Annotated in this window: 13 protein-coding genes; 5 read left to right on the forward strand and 8 right to left on the reverse strand. The window is 71.2% G+C overall.

Annotation, left to right across the window (positions count from 1 at the left end; genetic code table 11):
• Positions 1-7: 7 nt before the first annotated feature.
• Positions 8-1,624, reverse strand: a complete 1,617-nt coding sequence (locus A4R43_RS06865) for an ABC transporter substrate-binding protein (protein ID WP_113691544.1) — start codon at positions 1,622-1,624, stop codon at positions 8-10.
• Positions 1,625-1,792: 168 nt separating this feature from the next.
• Here A4R43_RS06865 and A4R43_RS06870 point away from each other — a divergent pair, with 168 nt between their 5' ends.
• Positions 1,793-2,488, forward strand: coding sequence for a FadR/GntR family transcriptional regulator (locus tag A4R43_RS06870; RefSeq protein ID WP_113691545.1), 696 nt, complete (start codon positions 1,793-1,795; stop codon positions 2,486-2,488).
• Between the two features lie 4 nt (positions 2,489-2,492).
• On the opposite strand, the gene A4R43_RS06875 is transcribed toward A4R43_RS06870, so the two are convergent.
• Positions 2,493-2,771 (reverse strand): DUF1883 domain-containing protein, encoded by a 279-nt coding sequence (locus A4R43_RS06875; protein WP_113691546.1) that lies wholly within the window; start codon positions 2,769-2,771, stop codon positions 2,493-2,495.
• A 60-nt stretch (positions 2,772-2,831) separates the two neighbouring features.
• Positions 2,832-4,754, reverse strand: coding sequence for a hypothetical protein (locus tag A4R43_RS42580; protein ID WP_162788348.1), 1,923 nt, complete (start codon positions 4,752-4,754; stop codon positions 2,832-2,834).
• Between the two features lie 152 nt (positions 4,755-4,906).
• Between A4R43_RS42580 and A4R43_RS42585 the strand changes: the two genes are divergently transcribed.
• The gene (locus A4R43_RS42585; RefSeq protein WP_162788237.1) at positions 4,907-5,044 is read left to right on the forward strand and encodes a hypothetical protein; all 138 of its coding nucleotides are present in this window, start codon (positions 4,907-4,909) and stop codon (positions 5,042-5,044) included.
• Between the two features lie 4 nt (positions 5,045-5,048).
• On the opposite strand, the gene A4R43_RS06880 is transcribed toward A4R43_RS42585, so the two are convergent.
• Together A4R43_RS06880 and A4R43_RS06885 are read right to left on the reverse strand one after the other, a co-directional pair.
• Entirely contained in the window at positions 5,049-6,416 is a 1,368-nt protein-coding gene (locus A4R43_RS06880; RefSeq protein WP_113691547.1) for a PepSY-associated TM helix domain-containing protein, read from the reverse strand.
• A gap of 46 nt (positions 6,417-6,462) precedes the next feature.
• A complete protein-coding gene (locus tag A4R43_RS06885; RefSeq protein WP_113691548.1) occupies positions 6,463-7,179 on the reverse strand; it encodes a CPBP family glutamic-type intramembrane protease in 717 nt (238 codons plus the stop codon).
• Between the two features lie 52 nt (positions 7,180-7,231).
• Between A4R43_RS06885 and A4R43_RS06890 the strand changes: the two genes are divergently transcribed.
• The gene (locus tag A4R43_RS06890; protein ID WP_113691549.1) at positions 7,232-8,113 is read left to right on the forward strand and encodes a LysR family transcriptional regulator; all 882 of its coding nucleotides are present in this window, start codon (positions 7,232-7,234) and stop codon (positions 8,111-8,113) included.
• Here A4R43_RS06890 and A4R43_RS06895 read toward each other — a convergent pair.
• From A4R43_RS06895 to A4R43_RS06905, 3 genes are read right to left on the reverse strand one after another with little or no spacing between them, the layout of a single operon-like run.
• On the reverse strand, positions 8,106-9,596 hold the full coding sequence (locus A4R43_RS06895) for a tripartite tricarboxylate transporter permease (RefSeq protein WP_113691550.1): 1,491 nt from the start codon (positions 9,594-9,596) through the stop codon (positions 8,106-8,108). The genes A4R43_RS06890 and A4R43_RS06895 overlap by 8 nt on opposite strands.
• On the reverse strand, positions 9,596-10,069 hold the full coding sequence (locus tag A4R43_RS06900; protein ID WP_162788349.1) for a tripartite tricarboxylate transporter TctB family protein: 474 nt from the start codon (positions 10,067-10,069) through the stop codon (positions 9,596-9,598). Before A4R43_RS06900 ends, A4R43_RS06895 begins: the two co-directional genes overlap by 1 nt.
• A 5-nt stretch (positions 10,070-10,074) precedes the next feature.
• A complete protein-coding gene (locus A4R43_RS06905) occupies positions 10,075-11,076 on the reverse strand; it encodes a tripartite tricarboxylate transporter substrate binding protein (RefSeq protein WP_113691552.1) in 1,002 nt (333 codons plus the stop codon).
• A gap of 87 nt (positions 11,077-11,163) precedes the next feature.
• Here A4R43_RS06905 and tcuA point away from each other — a divergent pair, with 87 nt between their 5' ends.
• A complete protein-coding gene (gene tcuA / locus A4R43_RS06910; protein ID WP_113691553.1) occupies positions 11,164-12,624 on the forward strand; it encodes an FAD-dependent tricarballylate dehydrogenase TcuA in 1,461 nt (486 codons plus the stop codon).
• Positions 12,625-12,659: 35 nt separating this feature from the next.
• The gene (locus A4R43_RS06915; protein WP_113691554.1) at positions 12,660-13,313 is read left to right on the forward strand and encodes a GntR family transcriptional regulator; all 654 of its coding nucleotides are present in this window, start codon (positions 12,660-12,662) and stop codon (positions 13,311-13,313) included.
• Positions 13,314-13,376 lie beyond the last annotated feature (63 nt).

The following is a 13,376-nucleotide window of genomic DNA, read 5'->3' on the forward strand; positions in this document are numbered from 1 at the left end:
CCCTGGTTCAGGCTGGCTTGGCCTGGTTGAGGTAGATGCCGGGATAGCCCTGCGCGCGCACGCCGGTGATCGCCTTCGGGTCCCACGCGGTGCCGAGCTGCGTGAACACCACCGGGTAGATGACCGCGTGCTCGGAGATCAGGTCCAGCACCTGCTTGGTCAGCGTCGCGCGCTTGCCGGGGTCGACCTCGGCGGCGGCCTGGTTCTGCAGCGCCAGCAACGCCTGCGCGTCCGCGCCGGTCCACTTGGCGTAGGTCTTCATCAGCAGGGACTTCTCGTCGTAGTAGTAGCGGATGAGCAGGTCCGGGTCGTTGCCGAACTGCTGCGGGTTGTTCGTGGTCGCCACCACCTGGAAGTCGGCGCCGGAGTCGAGCTTGCTGAACAACGCCTTGGTGTCCTGGGATTCCAGGGTGGTCTGCACGCCGATGGCGTCCCAGCCCTCCTTGATCACCTTCACGCAGTCGGCCACCAGCGAAGTGTTTGAAGTGGACAGTGCGATGCTGAGGTTGGTCACCCCGGCCTGGCGCAGCAGGTCCTTGGCCTTCTCGGGGTTGAAGGCGAAGTCGTGCGCGGCGGGCTGTGACGAGGGCAGCGCCGGGTTGATGAACGAGGTGGCCGGGGTACCCGCGCCCTTGAGGCCGATCTCGACCATCTTCTTGCCGTCGATGGCGTAGTGCAGTGCCTGGCGGACCAGCTTGTTGTCGAACGGCGGGTGGGCGGTGTTGAACAGCAGGAACAGGTTGTTGCCGCCGTCGGCGAACTCCACCGTGCGCCCGGCGGCCCGCAGCTGCTCGGTGTTCGCGGCGGGAATGTTCTCCACGATCTGCGCGTCCGGGTTCGCCCCGGAGATCGCGGCCACGCGCGGCGCGGCGTCCACGATCGACTTCCACAGCATCTTCTGGTAGGCCGCCGGTCGCGGGCCGTTGTAGTCGGCGAACTTCTCGAACGCGGTGTGGCTCAGCGGGGCCTGCTCGGTGACCTTGTACGGGCCGGAGCCGACCACCTTGCCGCTGGCGGCGTCGGCCCACTTTCCTTCGAACACGTGCTTGGGCACGATCTTGCAGGTCTGGATGCGGTCGAGCGCGTAGGGGAACGGGAACTTGAGCACGAATTCGACCTCGCGCTCGCCGGTCTTGCGCACTTCCTGCAGCCAGTGCGCGAAGAAGGCGTGCACCAGCACGTTTTCCTTCGGGTCGAGCGCGCGGGCGTAGGTGAACACCACGTCGTCGGCGACCACGGGCTGCCCGTCGTGCCACTTCGCGCCGTCGCGGAGTTCGAACTTCAGCGTGGTGGCGTTGAGGTCGGCGGGCAGGGACTTGGCCAGGGCGGGGAAGGATTCGCGGGTGATCGGGTCGCCTTCGACCAGCGATTCGTAGCAGTGCAGGTTGGCCGCCATGGAGAAGGCGGACGCGGTCTGCAGCGGGTCCCAGGACTGGTTGTTGCCGTACCCGAGCACGGCGGTGATCGAATCGGCCGAGTTGCCGGTCTTGTTCGTCGAAGCCGGGCCGCCACCGCAGGCGGCCAGCGCCGAGGAGAACGCCGCCGCGCCGCCCGCGAGTGCGGAGTAACGAAGCAGGTCGCGCCGGCTGAACCGGCGCGCGGATCCGATCGGGCTGTGGGGCATGAGGAACTCCCGGCTGTGTGGCACCAACGGCGATGGTGGTCATCGGACGTGGGATGTCCGACGTGGGGCGAACTGTAGGAGGCGGTGCGCTACCCGGTCAAGGGGTCTTATGACGTACGATGTCTGACGCAACCGGCCGGTGACCGAACGTATCCGAGGAGACCAATCGTGGCGCGTCCCCAACGCGGTGCCGAGATCACCCGGCAGATCATCGATCTGATCGTCGAACGCGAGCTGCCGCCGGGGGCGCCGATGCCCACCGAGCTGAGCCTGATGAACGACATCGGCGTCAGCCGCACCTCGATCCGGGAGGCGATCAAGGCGCTGCAGGCGCTGGGCATCGTCGAGGTGCGGCACGGGCACGGCACCTTCGTCGGCTCCGGCGGGCCCGAGGCGCTGCAGACCTGGCTGATGTTCCGCACCCGCACCCGCGGCGACGTCGGGCGGCTGCGGGATCTGCTGGAGCTGCGGGAGATGATCGAGACCGAGCTGACCAGGCGGGTGGCCACCAAGCACCGGCCGGAGCTGATCGGCGAACTGGAGGCGTGCGTGGCGCGGATGCGCCGCAAGGGCCCGGACAGCGCGGCCGCTGACCGCGAGTTCCACGACCTGCTCGGCGCGGAGTCGGGCTTCGCGCTCGCGCGGGAGCTGACCGGGTTGTTCTGGGACGTCTACCGCGCCACCGAAGCCGAAGTGGGCGGCCCGGTGTCGTCACCGGCTTCGACCGCCAAGCGGCACCAGCGGATCGTGGACGCACTGGTCCAGGGCGACCCGGACGCGGCGGCCGAAGCCATGCACCGGCACTTCGACGAGGTGCGCAAGCGCGCCAAGGCCGGGCCCTACGGCGCGGTCGGCGCGCCCTGAGCGGTCAGGGTTCGGTCAGTTCGCCGATGGTGACCTGCGGGTGGAGCGGGCGGGGTTCCAGGCCTTCCACGTCCAGCACCAGGTACCAGTGCGCGGTGGCGGGTACGGAGATCTTGAACAGCGGGGCCGTGGCCACGCCGCCGTGCATCCGGTAGTACTGCCTGCGCCGGTAGGCCGTGAAGTTGACCTCGGTGAGCAGCCGGACGTTCGCCATCGTGTTGAGCCGCACGGTGACCACGGTTTCCCGTCTTACCGTGCCCAGGTCGAAGGTTTTGCTGTACAAGGTGTCCTCGATTCACCGCGGGGAATTTCGCCGGGTTTGACTGCGAAATGCGGTGAGCCGTCAGTCCGGGCGGCTGCCCGGTTTGATCGAACGCCACAGCGGTGCGTCGTCGTCCGCACGGGTGACGAGGTAGGTGACGTTCAGGTGTGGTCGGTCGGGGGCGTGCCAGACCGCCATTGTTTGGGGCGCGGTCGTGCCGCCGGGTGCCGGGAGCGGGGTGAAGGGCGTGGGCGGGAGGTGTGGTCGCGCAGGCTTTTCCGGCTGTTCGGAGTCCTGCTGGGCTGCGTTCTCCGGCGGGGCTGGTGTCTCCGGCGCGCCTTCGGTTGACGTGCCCGTGTTTCGCCCGGTGTCCAGGGTGAGGCCTGAGCCAGGCGATGTCGCGACGGCCGCCACCGATCCGCCCCGTTCCGCAAGGGCTATGGTTACGGCGTCAGGCAGCCGCCCCCCAATCGAGTGAACTTGCAGCGCTTTGTTTGGCGATTTCGTCGCCGTCGGTGAGGGGCCCGGTTTGGTCACCGCGTGCACAAGCGGCGATTCGGTCGCCTCCGCCAACGGCACCAAAATGGGCTCGACAGTTTTCTCCAGCCCACGACCAAGCACCGCGACAGTCGTGGTCGCCAACGACAGCGGCTGATCGAGCAACTCCAGCACCGGCGCGGTGGTCTGCACCACCCGCGCCACTGGTTCGACCACCCCAGCAATGGTCCGATCCACCCAGTCCAGCACCGGCGCCCCCGGCGCCACCAAGTTGGCGACGGGCCGTTCGACGAGGTGGAGCGCCGGAGACACCGCCCCGACCAACTCAGCCACCGACTCACCCGCCCCAACCAGGACTTCCTCGGTCCGCCCCAACAACGGCGCCACACCCCTAGCAACACGCGCCGCTGGCCCAACCACCTGCCCTACTGGCCCGACCACACGCCCCGCTGGTCCACCCAGCACCCCGGCTGGTCCACCCAACACCCCGGCTGGTCCACCCAGCGCCACCGCTGGTTCAACCAACGCAACGGCTGGTTCAACCAATGCCACGGCTGGTTCAACCACCCGCGCCACCGGCTCAGCCGCCCGCGCGACCGCCCTGGTCAGAGGCGCGAAACCCTTGGCACCAGACGCGACCGGCTCGGCCACAAGCACAGCAGGTTTGGCGACGGACTCGACTGGCTCGGCCGCTGACATAACCGGTTCGGCTCCGGGCGCGACTGGTTCAGCGATGGAGCCAACCCGCTCGACCACAGGCCTTATGGGCTTGGTGATTGGGTCAATCAGCTTGGCCACAGGCGTAACGGGCTCGGCGACGGGCGCTACCGTCTCGGCCGCAGACCTAACCGGATCGGTGACGGGCGTTACCTGCGCGGCCACACGCGTAACAGGCTTGGCGACTGGGCCAACCGGCTCGGCCACGCGCGTCACGGGTTTGGCGACGGGCGCGATCGGCTTGGCGACAGGCGTAACGGGCTTGGCGACTGGGGCAATCGGCTCGGCCACACGCGTAACAGGCACGGCGACAGGTGTTACCGGCGTGGCCCCAGGCGTAACCGGTTCTGGGACAGGCGCCAGCGAAGCGGCCAAGGGCGCGACCACCTCGGCGACAGGCGCCACCAACTCGGCCAAGGGCGCAACGGGCTCGGGCGCGACCGGCCGGACCCGTGGCGTACCGGGCTCGGCCACATGCGTACTGATTCCGGCAATCCCCGCGACCGTCTTCGCCGCCTGGCCGACCGGCTTCCCGGCCACATTGGTCACTGAACCGGTCGCTGAACCGTCCCGCAGTGGTTCAACCAATCGGGTGAGTACCGGCGGCGGTTCACGGCCCGGTTTCTCGCCCTGCGCCAAGGCATCCAACACCCCGGCCACCGGATCCCGCGCCGGTGCCGCATCCGCCGAAGAACCGAAAAGGCAGGAAACCGCGAACATCGCCAGTAACAGCCCGGTCACCCAGAGCAGGGCGCGCAGCCAGCGCCGCTGCGCCGTGCCGCCGGCCACCGCCACTGTCCGACCACCTCCGAGAACGCTCCCAGTACCCCCGTTCCGATTATTCACACCGCCGAGGCGCAGCGGAGCGCCCGAACGGCCCAGCCTGCGGGAGGTTTGGCATCCGCCACTTCGGGGGTACGCCCTCTGCCATGTGGTTCGCGGTGAGCACTCCGGCAGTCGTGATGATCCTCGCCCTGCTGCTCGAAAGGTACGAGCGCAGATGCCGCCTCGGCGCGCCCGCCCACCGCGAACGCGCCGAACTGACCCACCCGGCCGGCGGGTCCACCGCGGTTTCCTGACCGGTCAGCGAGTGCGCGCCCGCAGCCCCAGCAGGGCGTCCACCACCAGGAAACCCAGCAGGGACAGGCCGAACACCGGCAGGAACCACGCCGCGAGCGCGCCGACCACCACGATCGCCACCAGCGCGGCCGGTGGCATCGACCGCCAGCCACCGCGGGCGAACGGCTGGCCCATGGCGAACCCCTCGCGCGTCGGCCTGCGGTGCCACCACATCCGGTAACCCCAGACCACCATGGTGATCAACGCCAGGCACACGACCGCGAGCACGATCTGGTTGGGCAGGCCGAACAGCAGGCCCATGTGCGCGTCGATGCCCCAGCGGGCCAGCTTCGCGCCGAGCGGGTAGTCGTCGAACCGGAGCGTTTCGAGCACCTGCGCGTCCGCCGGGTCGACGGCCACCGTGTCCTGCTTCTCCGGCCAGCTGGTCTTGATCTGCTTGACCAGGTACACCTCGCCGTCACCGCCGGGCAGCGTGATCTCGACCTTGCCGTCGAGCCCGTGGGCGCGAGCCGCTTCGAGCACCCGGTCCGGCCCCGCGTCGGCGACCGGGGCGGAGTGGTGCCCGCTGTGCCCGGCGTGCGCACCGTGTTCGGCGTGCTCGGACAGGCTGGCCGACAGCGTCGGCGTTTCCCACGACAGCGCCGCGCGCAGGTCGGTGATGCTTTCACCCGCGTACTGCGACCAGGTCAGCCCGGTCACCGACAGGAACAGCAGCACGATCGCCACCCACGAGCCGGTCGCGGCGTGCCAGGCGACCAGCTTCCGCCTGCCCTTCGCCCGGCGGTCGGCCACGCGGTGCTGGCGCCGCTTCGACCACCACAGCACCAGCCCGCCGAGCACCACCACCCACAGCCAGCTCGCCGCCAGCTCGCTGTACAACCGGCCGAAGTCGCCGAGGTGCAGGCTGCGGTGCAGCTGGTCGATCCAGGTGCGGACCGGGGTGGCCTGGCTGGAACCGTAGGTCTCCAGCACGCCGCGCACCTGGCTGGTGTACGGATCGACGTAGGCGGTCAGCCAGTGGCTGGCCTCCAGATCTGGCCTGCTGAAGATGACCTGCGTGGTGTCGGTGGGCTCGGGGCCGGGGCGCACGCGCACCACGGTCGCGTCCGGCACCGCCTGCCGCGCGGCGGCCAGCTGGCTTTCCAGCGGCTGCGCCGACGAACCCGCCGGCACGTGCAGCTCGTGGTCGTAGACGACCTGCTCCAGCTGCGGGGTGAAGATGTACAGCAGCCCGGTCAGCGCGGCGACCAGCAGGAACGGGCCGATGAACACACCGGCGTAGAAGTGCAGGCGCAGCAGCAGCGGACGCGCCGAGCGGCGTCGCGCTCTGGCCGCCTCCGCGTCGGTTTCGACGAACTCGTCAGTGGTCACGTCGCTAGAGTCGGCGGGTGCGCGCGGGAAGTTCCCGCCGATCTGCTCAGCGGTGGGCGAGCAGCCACCAAGCGGCGGCGAGCCCGCCGGAGTTGGTCGCGGTGTGCACCGCCACCGGCGCCAGCAGGCTGCGCCCGGTGTGCCGCCACCAGTGCAGGAACACCCCGGCCCCGGCGGCGGCGAGCATGGCCAGCACCGAAAGCAGCCACAACGGCAGGCCGCCGAGGGTGCCCGCGACCGCGGCGTTGCGGACCAGCGCCAGCGACGGCAGGAGGTGCCAGAGCCCGAACAGCCCGGCCGCGCCGAGCACCGGGCCCCACCGCCAGCGCTGCCCGCCGCCGAGCAGCGCGGGCAGCACCCCGCGGAAGGCGACCTCCTCGACGAGCACCGTGCCGAGCGGGATGCGGATGAGCGTCTGCCAGAGCACCTCGGTCAGGTCGGGGGAGCCGACGCGGCCGTCGTCGAACAGCGGGCGGAACGCGGGCACGGCCAGCGCGACGGCGAAGGTGAGCAGCACCAGGCCCATCCCGATCAACCCGACCACGGCACCGCGGCCGAGCTGTCGCCTGCCCAGGCCCATCGCGGTCGCGGCCACGCCGGATGAGCGCGCGAGCACCACCAGCAGGACGGCGGTGACCGTGCCGCACACCGGGTATGCCCAGCCGGGCAGCACGCGGTTGGCGAGGAAGGTGGCGGTGGCGAGCAACAACACAGCCACAGTGACGGCGACGACGCGAATGCCCTCACCCGTGCGCGCGCCCATGCCCCGACAGTAATTCGGCCTCGTGGCAGCCGCACGGTACTAGTCTTCGCTCGTGGAAGCGCATTTGCGGGATCTCCGGTACTTCACCGCCGTCGCCGAGGAGTTGAGTTTCACCAAGGCGGCCACCGAGCGGCTCTACATCTCCCAGCCCGCGCTGAGCAAGCAGATCCGCCAGTTGGAGAACCTCCTGCGCGTCACCCTGTTCAACCGCGACCACCAGCGCGTCACCCTGACCCCGGCCGGTGAGGCCCTGCTGCCCCGCGCGAAGCAGTTGCTGGAGCTGTGGGACGACACCCGCCGCCAGGTGGGGGAGGCGGCCGGGGAGGCCACCTTGACCGTCGGCTTCCAGACGCGGATCGGGCGCGGGCTGATCCCGCGCGTCTCCGCGGAGATGACGCGGCGGCTGCCCGGCTGGCGGCTGCTGTTCCGCCAGATCGCCTGGCGTGACGCGACCGCGGGCCTCGGGCGCGCCGAGGTCGACGTGGCCGTCGCCTGGCTGCCGGTCCCGGACGGTGGCGACCTCGCCTGGCGCGTGGTCGCCACCGAGGATCGGTGGGTCGCGCTGCCCGCCGGGCATCGGCTCGCCGGGCTGGCCGAAGTGCCGTTCGCGGAACTCGCCGCCGAGCCGTTCATCGCGCTGCCCGCGTCCGCGGGTGCGCTGCGCCGGTTCTGGCTGGCCGCCGACGAGCGCGAGACCCCGCCGACGGTGGCCGCCGAGGCCGAAACCGCCGAGGAGACCTTCGAGGCGGTCGCCTCCGGGCTCGGCGTGGTCCTGCTGTCCGCGGGCAACGCCGAGCTTTACCGGCGGGAGGACGTGGCCGTCCGCCCGGTCACCGGGCTCACCCCGGCGGAATTCGCGGTGGTCTGGCGGGCCGACGACGAACGCCCCGCCATCCGGGTTTTCGTCGACGCCCTCTTCCGGTGCCTCACCTAGCCGCCCTCCGCTTGCGCAGGCCGAGCACCGCCGGGATCACCAGCGCCAGCGCGACCACGATCCACAGCACGATGGTGATCGGCCCGGAGACCAGGATCGACGGGTCGCCCTCGGACAGCGTGAGCGCGCGCCGCAGCTGCTGCTCGGCGATCGGGCCCAGGATCAGCCCGACCACCGCCGGTGCCACCGGGATGCCCGCCTCCCGCATCAGCAGCCCGACCAGCCCGAGCCCGCACAGAATGAGCAGGTCCGTCGTGGTGCCACCCGCCGCATACGCCCCGAGCGTGGCGAACACCAGCACCCCGGCGTAGATGCCGTACGCGGGAATGGTGAGCAGCCGCGCCCACACCCGCGCCAGCGGCAGGTTCAGCACCAGCAGCATCAGGTTGCCCACGTACAGGCTCGCGATCAGCGTCCACACCAGCGGACCCGATTCGGTGAACAACTGCGGGCCCGGCTGCAGCCCGTAGGACTGGAACGCGGTCAGGATGACCGCCGCGGTGGCCGAGGTCGGCAGCCCGATGGTCAGCAGCGGCACCAGCACCCCGGCCGCCGCGGCGTTGTTGGCCGCTTCGGGACCGGCGACGCCTTCGATGGCGCCCTTGCCGAACTCGTGCGGGTGCTTGGTCAGCTTCTTCTCCACGCTGTAGCTGAGGAACGTGGGCACCTCGGCACCACCGGCGGGCAGGCTGCCGATCGGGAAGCCCAGCGCGGTCCCGCGCAGCCACGACGGCCACGACCGGCGGAAGTCCTTTTTGGACAGGATGGCGCGCTCGCGCAGCGGCTGCACGGTGCTGTGCCCGGTGCCGGTGAGCAGGTGGCCGAACGCCTCGCTCAGCGCGAACAACGCGACCACCACGATCACGATGTCGATGCCGTCGAGCAGCGACTCGACCCCGAAGACCAGCCGCGGCTGCCCGGTCTGCGAGTCGATGCCGATCAGCCCGATGGTCAGCCCGGTGAGCAGGCTCGCCGCGCCCTTGAGCAGGCTCGGCCCGAGCAGCGCGCTGACCGTGACGAAGGCGACCGCCATCAGCGCCACGTACTCGGGCGGGCCGAAGGTGGTGGCGAAATCGGCCACCGCGGGCGCCAGGAAGGTCAGCGCCACGGTGCCGATCGTGCCCGCGACGAAGCTGCCCAGCGCGGCGGTGGCCAGCGCGGCCGCCGCGCGCCCGGCCCGCGCCATCTTGTTGCCTTCCAGCGCGGAGATCATCGACGCGCTCTCGCCGGGCGTGTTGAGCAGGATGGACGTGGTCGAGCCGCCGTACATGCCGCCGTAGTAGATGCCGGCGAACATGATCAGCGCGCTGGACGGGTCCAGCCGGAAGGTGATCGGCAGCAGCAGCGCCACGGTCAGCGCGGGCCCGATGCCGGGCAGCACGCCGACCGCGGTGCCGATGGTCACCCCGGCCAGCGCGAACAGCAGGTGACCCGGGGTCAGCGCGCCGGCGAAGCCGTCGAGCAGGAGCGTGAACTGGTCCATCAGAATCCCCACGGTCCGGCGGGCAGGGTGAGCCCGATCAGGCGGTCGAAGACCAGGAACACCACGGCGGCCAGCGTCCAGCCGATGGCCGCGGTCGACGGCCGGCGCGGGGCGCCGAGCAGCATGGCGGTGGCGGTGAACAGGGCCGCGGAGCACACCACGTAACCGAGCACCGGCAGCAGGAGGGCGAACGCGGCGAGCGTGCCGACCAGCGCGACGACACGCAGCACGCCGTGCGGTGGCCGGTCCGCACCCGGGGTGGCGGTCGCCAGCTGCGCGCGGGAGCGCACCAGCAGCGCGGCGCCGACCACCGCCAGCAGCACCCCGACCGGCAGCGGGACCGCCGCCGGGCCGACCACGGCCGAGGTCTCGGGCAGGCCTACCGCGTCCACCACCACCAGCACCGCGGCGACGAGCATCAGCGCGCCGAAGGCCAGCGTCGCGCGCACGGTGCGCAGATCCGGTTCGGTCACGCCGTTCACCCCAGTCCGATCTCGTCGAGCACCTGCGACACGCGGTCCTGCTCGGTGCGGACGAACTCCTCGAATTCGGGGCCCGCCAAGGTGGCGTCGCCCCAGCCGCGCCGCTTCAGCGCGTCCTGCCAGGCACTCGTGCGGGTCATGTCGAGCAGGAGCGTCTCCAGCGCCTGCTCGGCTTCGTCGCTGATGCCCTTGGGCGCGGTGACCCCGCGCCAGTTCTGCAGTTCGACGTCGAGCCCGCCTTCACGCAGCGTCGGGATGCCGGGCACCGACGGGAGCCGCTCCGGGCTCGACACCGCCAGCGCGCGGACCGTGCCCGCCTCGATCTGCGGCTGGATCTCGGACAGCCCGGAGATGCCGATGACGGCGCGCCCGGACAGCAGCGTGGTCAGCGCTTCGCCGCCGCCGGAGTGCGCCACGTAGCTGACCTGCGCCGGGTTGCCGCCGACCGCCTTGGCCATCAACCCGGCCAGGATCTGCTCGACGCCGCCCGCCGAGCCGCCCGCGATGGACACCGCGGGCAGGTCCGCGCGCATCGCCGCGGCCAGGTCGGCGGTGGTGCGCAGCGGGGAGGCCGCGGGCACCACGATCGCCTGGTAGTCGGTGGTCAGCCGGACCAGGGGAGTGGTGTCGGCCAGCGAATGCGCGGACTTGTTGGCCTTCGCCGCGCCGACCATGATCAGCCCGGTGGTCATCAGCTGCGCCGGGTCGTCGTCGAAGCGCACGAACTGGCTGAGTCCGATCGTGCCGCCCGCGCCCGCGACGTTGTAGACCTCGGTGCGGCCGACCAGCTCGCGCAGCGCGGCCTGCATCTCGCGGGAGGTCTGGTCCCAGCCACCGCCGGGCGCGGCGGGCGCCATGATCCGCAGTTGCGCGCCGTCCAGCACGTCCACGGCGGTGGACCCGGTGCCCTCTTCGGCCGGTGCGGTGGCCACCACCGCGCCCGTGGCCAGCACCGCGGCCGCCCACGGCACCCATCGGCTCCAGCGTTGTCGCTCCATCGAACGTCCTTTGGTCGATGCGCCTTGTAGCTATTGCATACGACTGTATACAGTGGTGTGCAGACGTTGACAAGAGCAGGAGGACAGATGCAGCCCGAGGTGATCGTGGTCGGCGGGGGCAACGCCGGGTTCAGTGCCGCGCACGCGGCGGCCGAGCGCGGACGGCGGGTGGTCCTGCTGGAGCGGGGGCGCCGGGAGGAAGCGGGCGGCAACAGCTTCTACACCGCCGGCGCGGTCCGGATCGTGCACGACGGGCTGGCCTCGGTGGCGGACCTGCTCGACCCCGACGAGCGCCACGCGATCAGCGAGCTGCCGCCTTATCCGGCCGAGCAGTTCCACGCCGACATGGCCAAGGTGACCGGCGGCCGCAACGATCCAGAGCTGACCGAGGTGCTGGTTTCGCGGAGCCAGGACACGCTGCGCTGGCTGCACGGCAAGGGCCTGCGGTACCGGCTGATGTACGAGCGCCAGGCCTACCCGGACGAAACCGGCAGGCAGGTGTTCTGGGGCGGGCTCGCCGTCGGCAGCACCGGCGGCGGCAAGGGGCTGATCGCGCAGCACACGGCGGCGGCGGAGCGCGCGGGCGTGGAAATCCGCTACGGCGTGCGTGCCCGCGACCTGATCCGCGAAGGCGACCGCGTTGTCGGCGTGACCTGGACCGACGACACCGGAGCCGAAGGTGAACTGCGTGCCGGGTCGGTGGTGCTCGCGGCCGGTGGTTTCGAGGCCAGTGCCGAACTGCGCCGCGAGCACCTCGGCGAGGGCTGGCAGCGCGCGAAGGTCCGCGGCACCCCGTTCAACACCGGCGACATGCTCACCGCCGCGATCAAGGCGGGCGCGGCGACGCACGGCGACTGGAGCACCTGCCACAGCGTGGCCTGGGACGCCTGGGCCGAGCACAACGAGAGCAACCGCGAGCTGACCAACCAGCTCACGCGCGGTGGTTATCCGCTCGGCATCGTGGTCAACCGGCGTGGCGAGCGGTTCATCGACGAGGGCGCGGACTTCCGCAACTACACCTACGCCCGGTACGGCGCGCGCATCCTCGAACAGCCGGACGGGCTCGCCTTCCAGCTGTTCGACGCCACCACCCGGCCGCGGCTGCGGACCGAGGAGTACGACATGCCCGGCGCGTCCGTGGTCCAGGCGGACACGCTGGCCGAGCTGGCCGAGGGCATCGGGGTGGACGCGGCCGCGCTGGAGCGGACCGTCCGCCAGTTCAACGCGTCGATCGACCGCGACGTCCCGCTCGACCTCGCGGTCAAGGACGGTCGCGCCGCCAGGGTCGACCCGCCCAAGTCGCACTGGGCCAGCCCGCTGGAGACCGCCCCCTACTACGCCTTCCCGGTGACCTGCGGCATCACCTTCACCTTCGGCGGCCTGCGTGCCGACACCCACGGCCGGGTGCTCGACCCGGCCGGCGCGCCGCTCCCCGGCCTGTTCGTCTGCGGGGAAATGCTCGGCGGGCTGTTCAGCGGCAACTACCCGGGCGGCACCGGGCTGACCTCCGGCGCGGTGTTCGGGCGGCGGGCTGGGACACTGGCCTGACGTCAGCACAGCGGGGGAGCAGGGGAAGCACAGCGATGACCAGCAGCCGGACCGACGCGGAGGCCGTATACCACGACCTGCGAGCGGAGATCCTTTCCGGCGGTTTCCCGCCGGGCACCCCGTTGCGGGAAACCGCGCTCGCCACGCGCTTCGGCGTCTCGCGCACCCCGGTGCGCGAGGCGCTGCGGCGGCTGGCGCAGGACAGGCTGCTGGTGGCGGGCACCCGCGGCATGGAGGTCCGCACCATCGACGCCGAAGAGGTGGTGCAGATCTACGACATGCGCGTGCTGCTCGAGGCCGAGGCCGCCGGGCAGGCCGCGCAGGCCCGCGGCACCACCGACCTGCTGCGCCTGGAGGGCCTGCTGGAGCGGGACCGGAAGGCCGTCGATCCCGACGACGCCACCCGCATGCGCACGAACCTCGAATTCCACGCCGCGGTCTGGCGGGCCACGCACAACCCGGTGCTGATCGACCTGATGGAACGGCTCACCGGGCACCTGGTGCACGCGCCGCGGTCCACGCTGTCGGTGGGCGACCGCTGGCGTGAGGCGCTCGACGAGCACGAACGGCTGATCGCCGCCATCCGCGACCGGGACGAGGCGGCGGCCCGCTCGATCGCCGCGGCCCACATGAACACCGCCCGGCAGATCCGGCTGAGCCTGCTGCGTGAGGCCGCCGGGACCAGTTGATCGCCGTTCGTCGGTAGTCAACGGAATCTCCGAGCTGTCAGTCTTTCACTGACAGTGATATCG

The sequence above is a fragment of the Amycolatopsis albispora genome (assembly GCF_003312875.1).
In the GTDB taxonomy this organism is placed as follows: domain Bacteria; phylum Actinomycetota; class Actinomycetes; order Mycobacteriales; family Pseudonocardiaceae; genus Amycolatopsis; species Amycolatopsis albispora.

Excerpts from the sequence above, each read along its gene's own strand:
- A4R43_RS06865 (WP_113691544.1), bottom strand. The coding sequence starts at position 1,624 with ATGCCCCACAGCCCGATCGGATCCGCGCGCCGGTTCAGCCGGCGCGAC.
- A4R43_RS06885 (WP_113691548.1), bottom strand. The coding sequence starts at position 7,179 with ATGGGCGCGCGCACGGGTGAGGGCATTCGCGTCGTCGCCGTCACTGTG.
- A4R43_RS06895 (WP_113691550.1), bottom strand. The coding sequence starts at position 9,596 with ATGGACCAGTTCACGCTCCTGCTCGACGGCTTCGCCGGCGCGCTGACC.
- A4R43_RS06905 (WP_113691552.1), bottom strand. The coding sequence starts at position 11,076 with ATGGAGCGACAACGCTGGAGCCGATGGGTGCCGTGGGCGGCCGCGGTG.
- tcuA (WP_113691553.1), top strand. The coding sequence starts at position 11,164 with ATGCAGCCCGAGGTGATCGTGGTCGGCGGGGGCAACGCCGGGTTCAGT.
- A4R43_RS06915 (WP_113691554.1), top strand. The coding sequence starts at position 12,660 with ATGACCAGCAGCCGGACCGACGCGGAGGCCGTATACCACGACCTGCGA.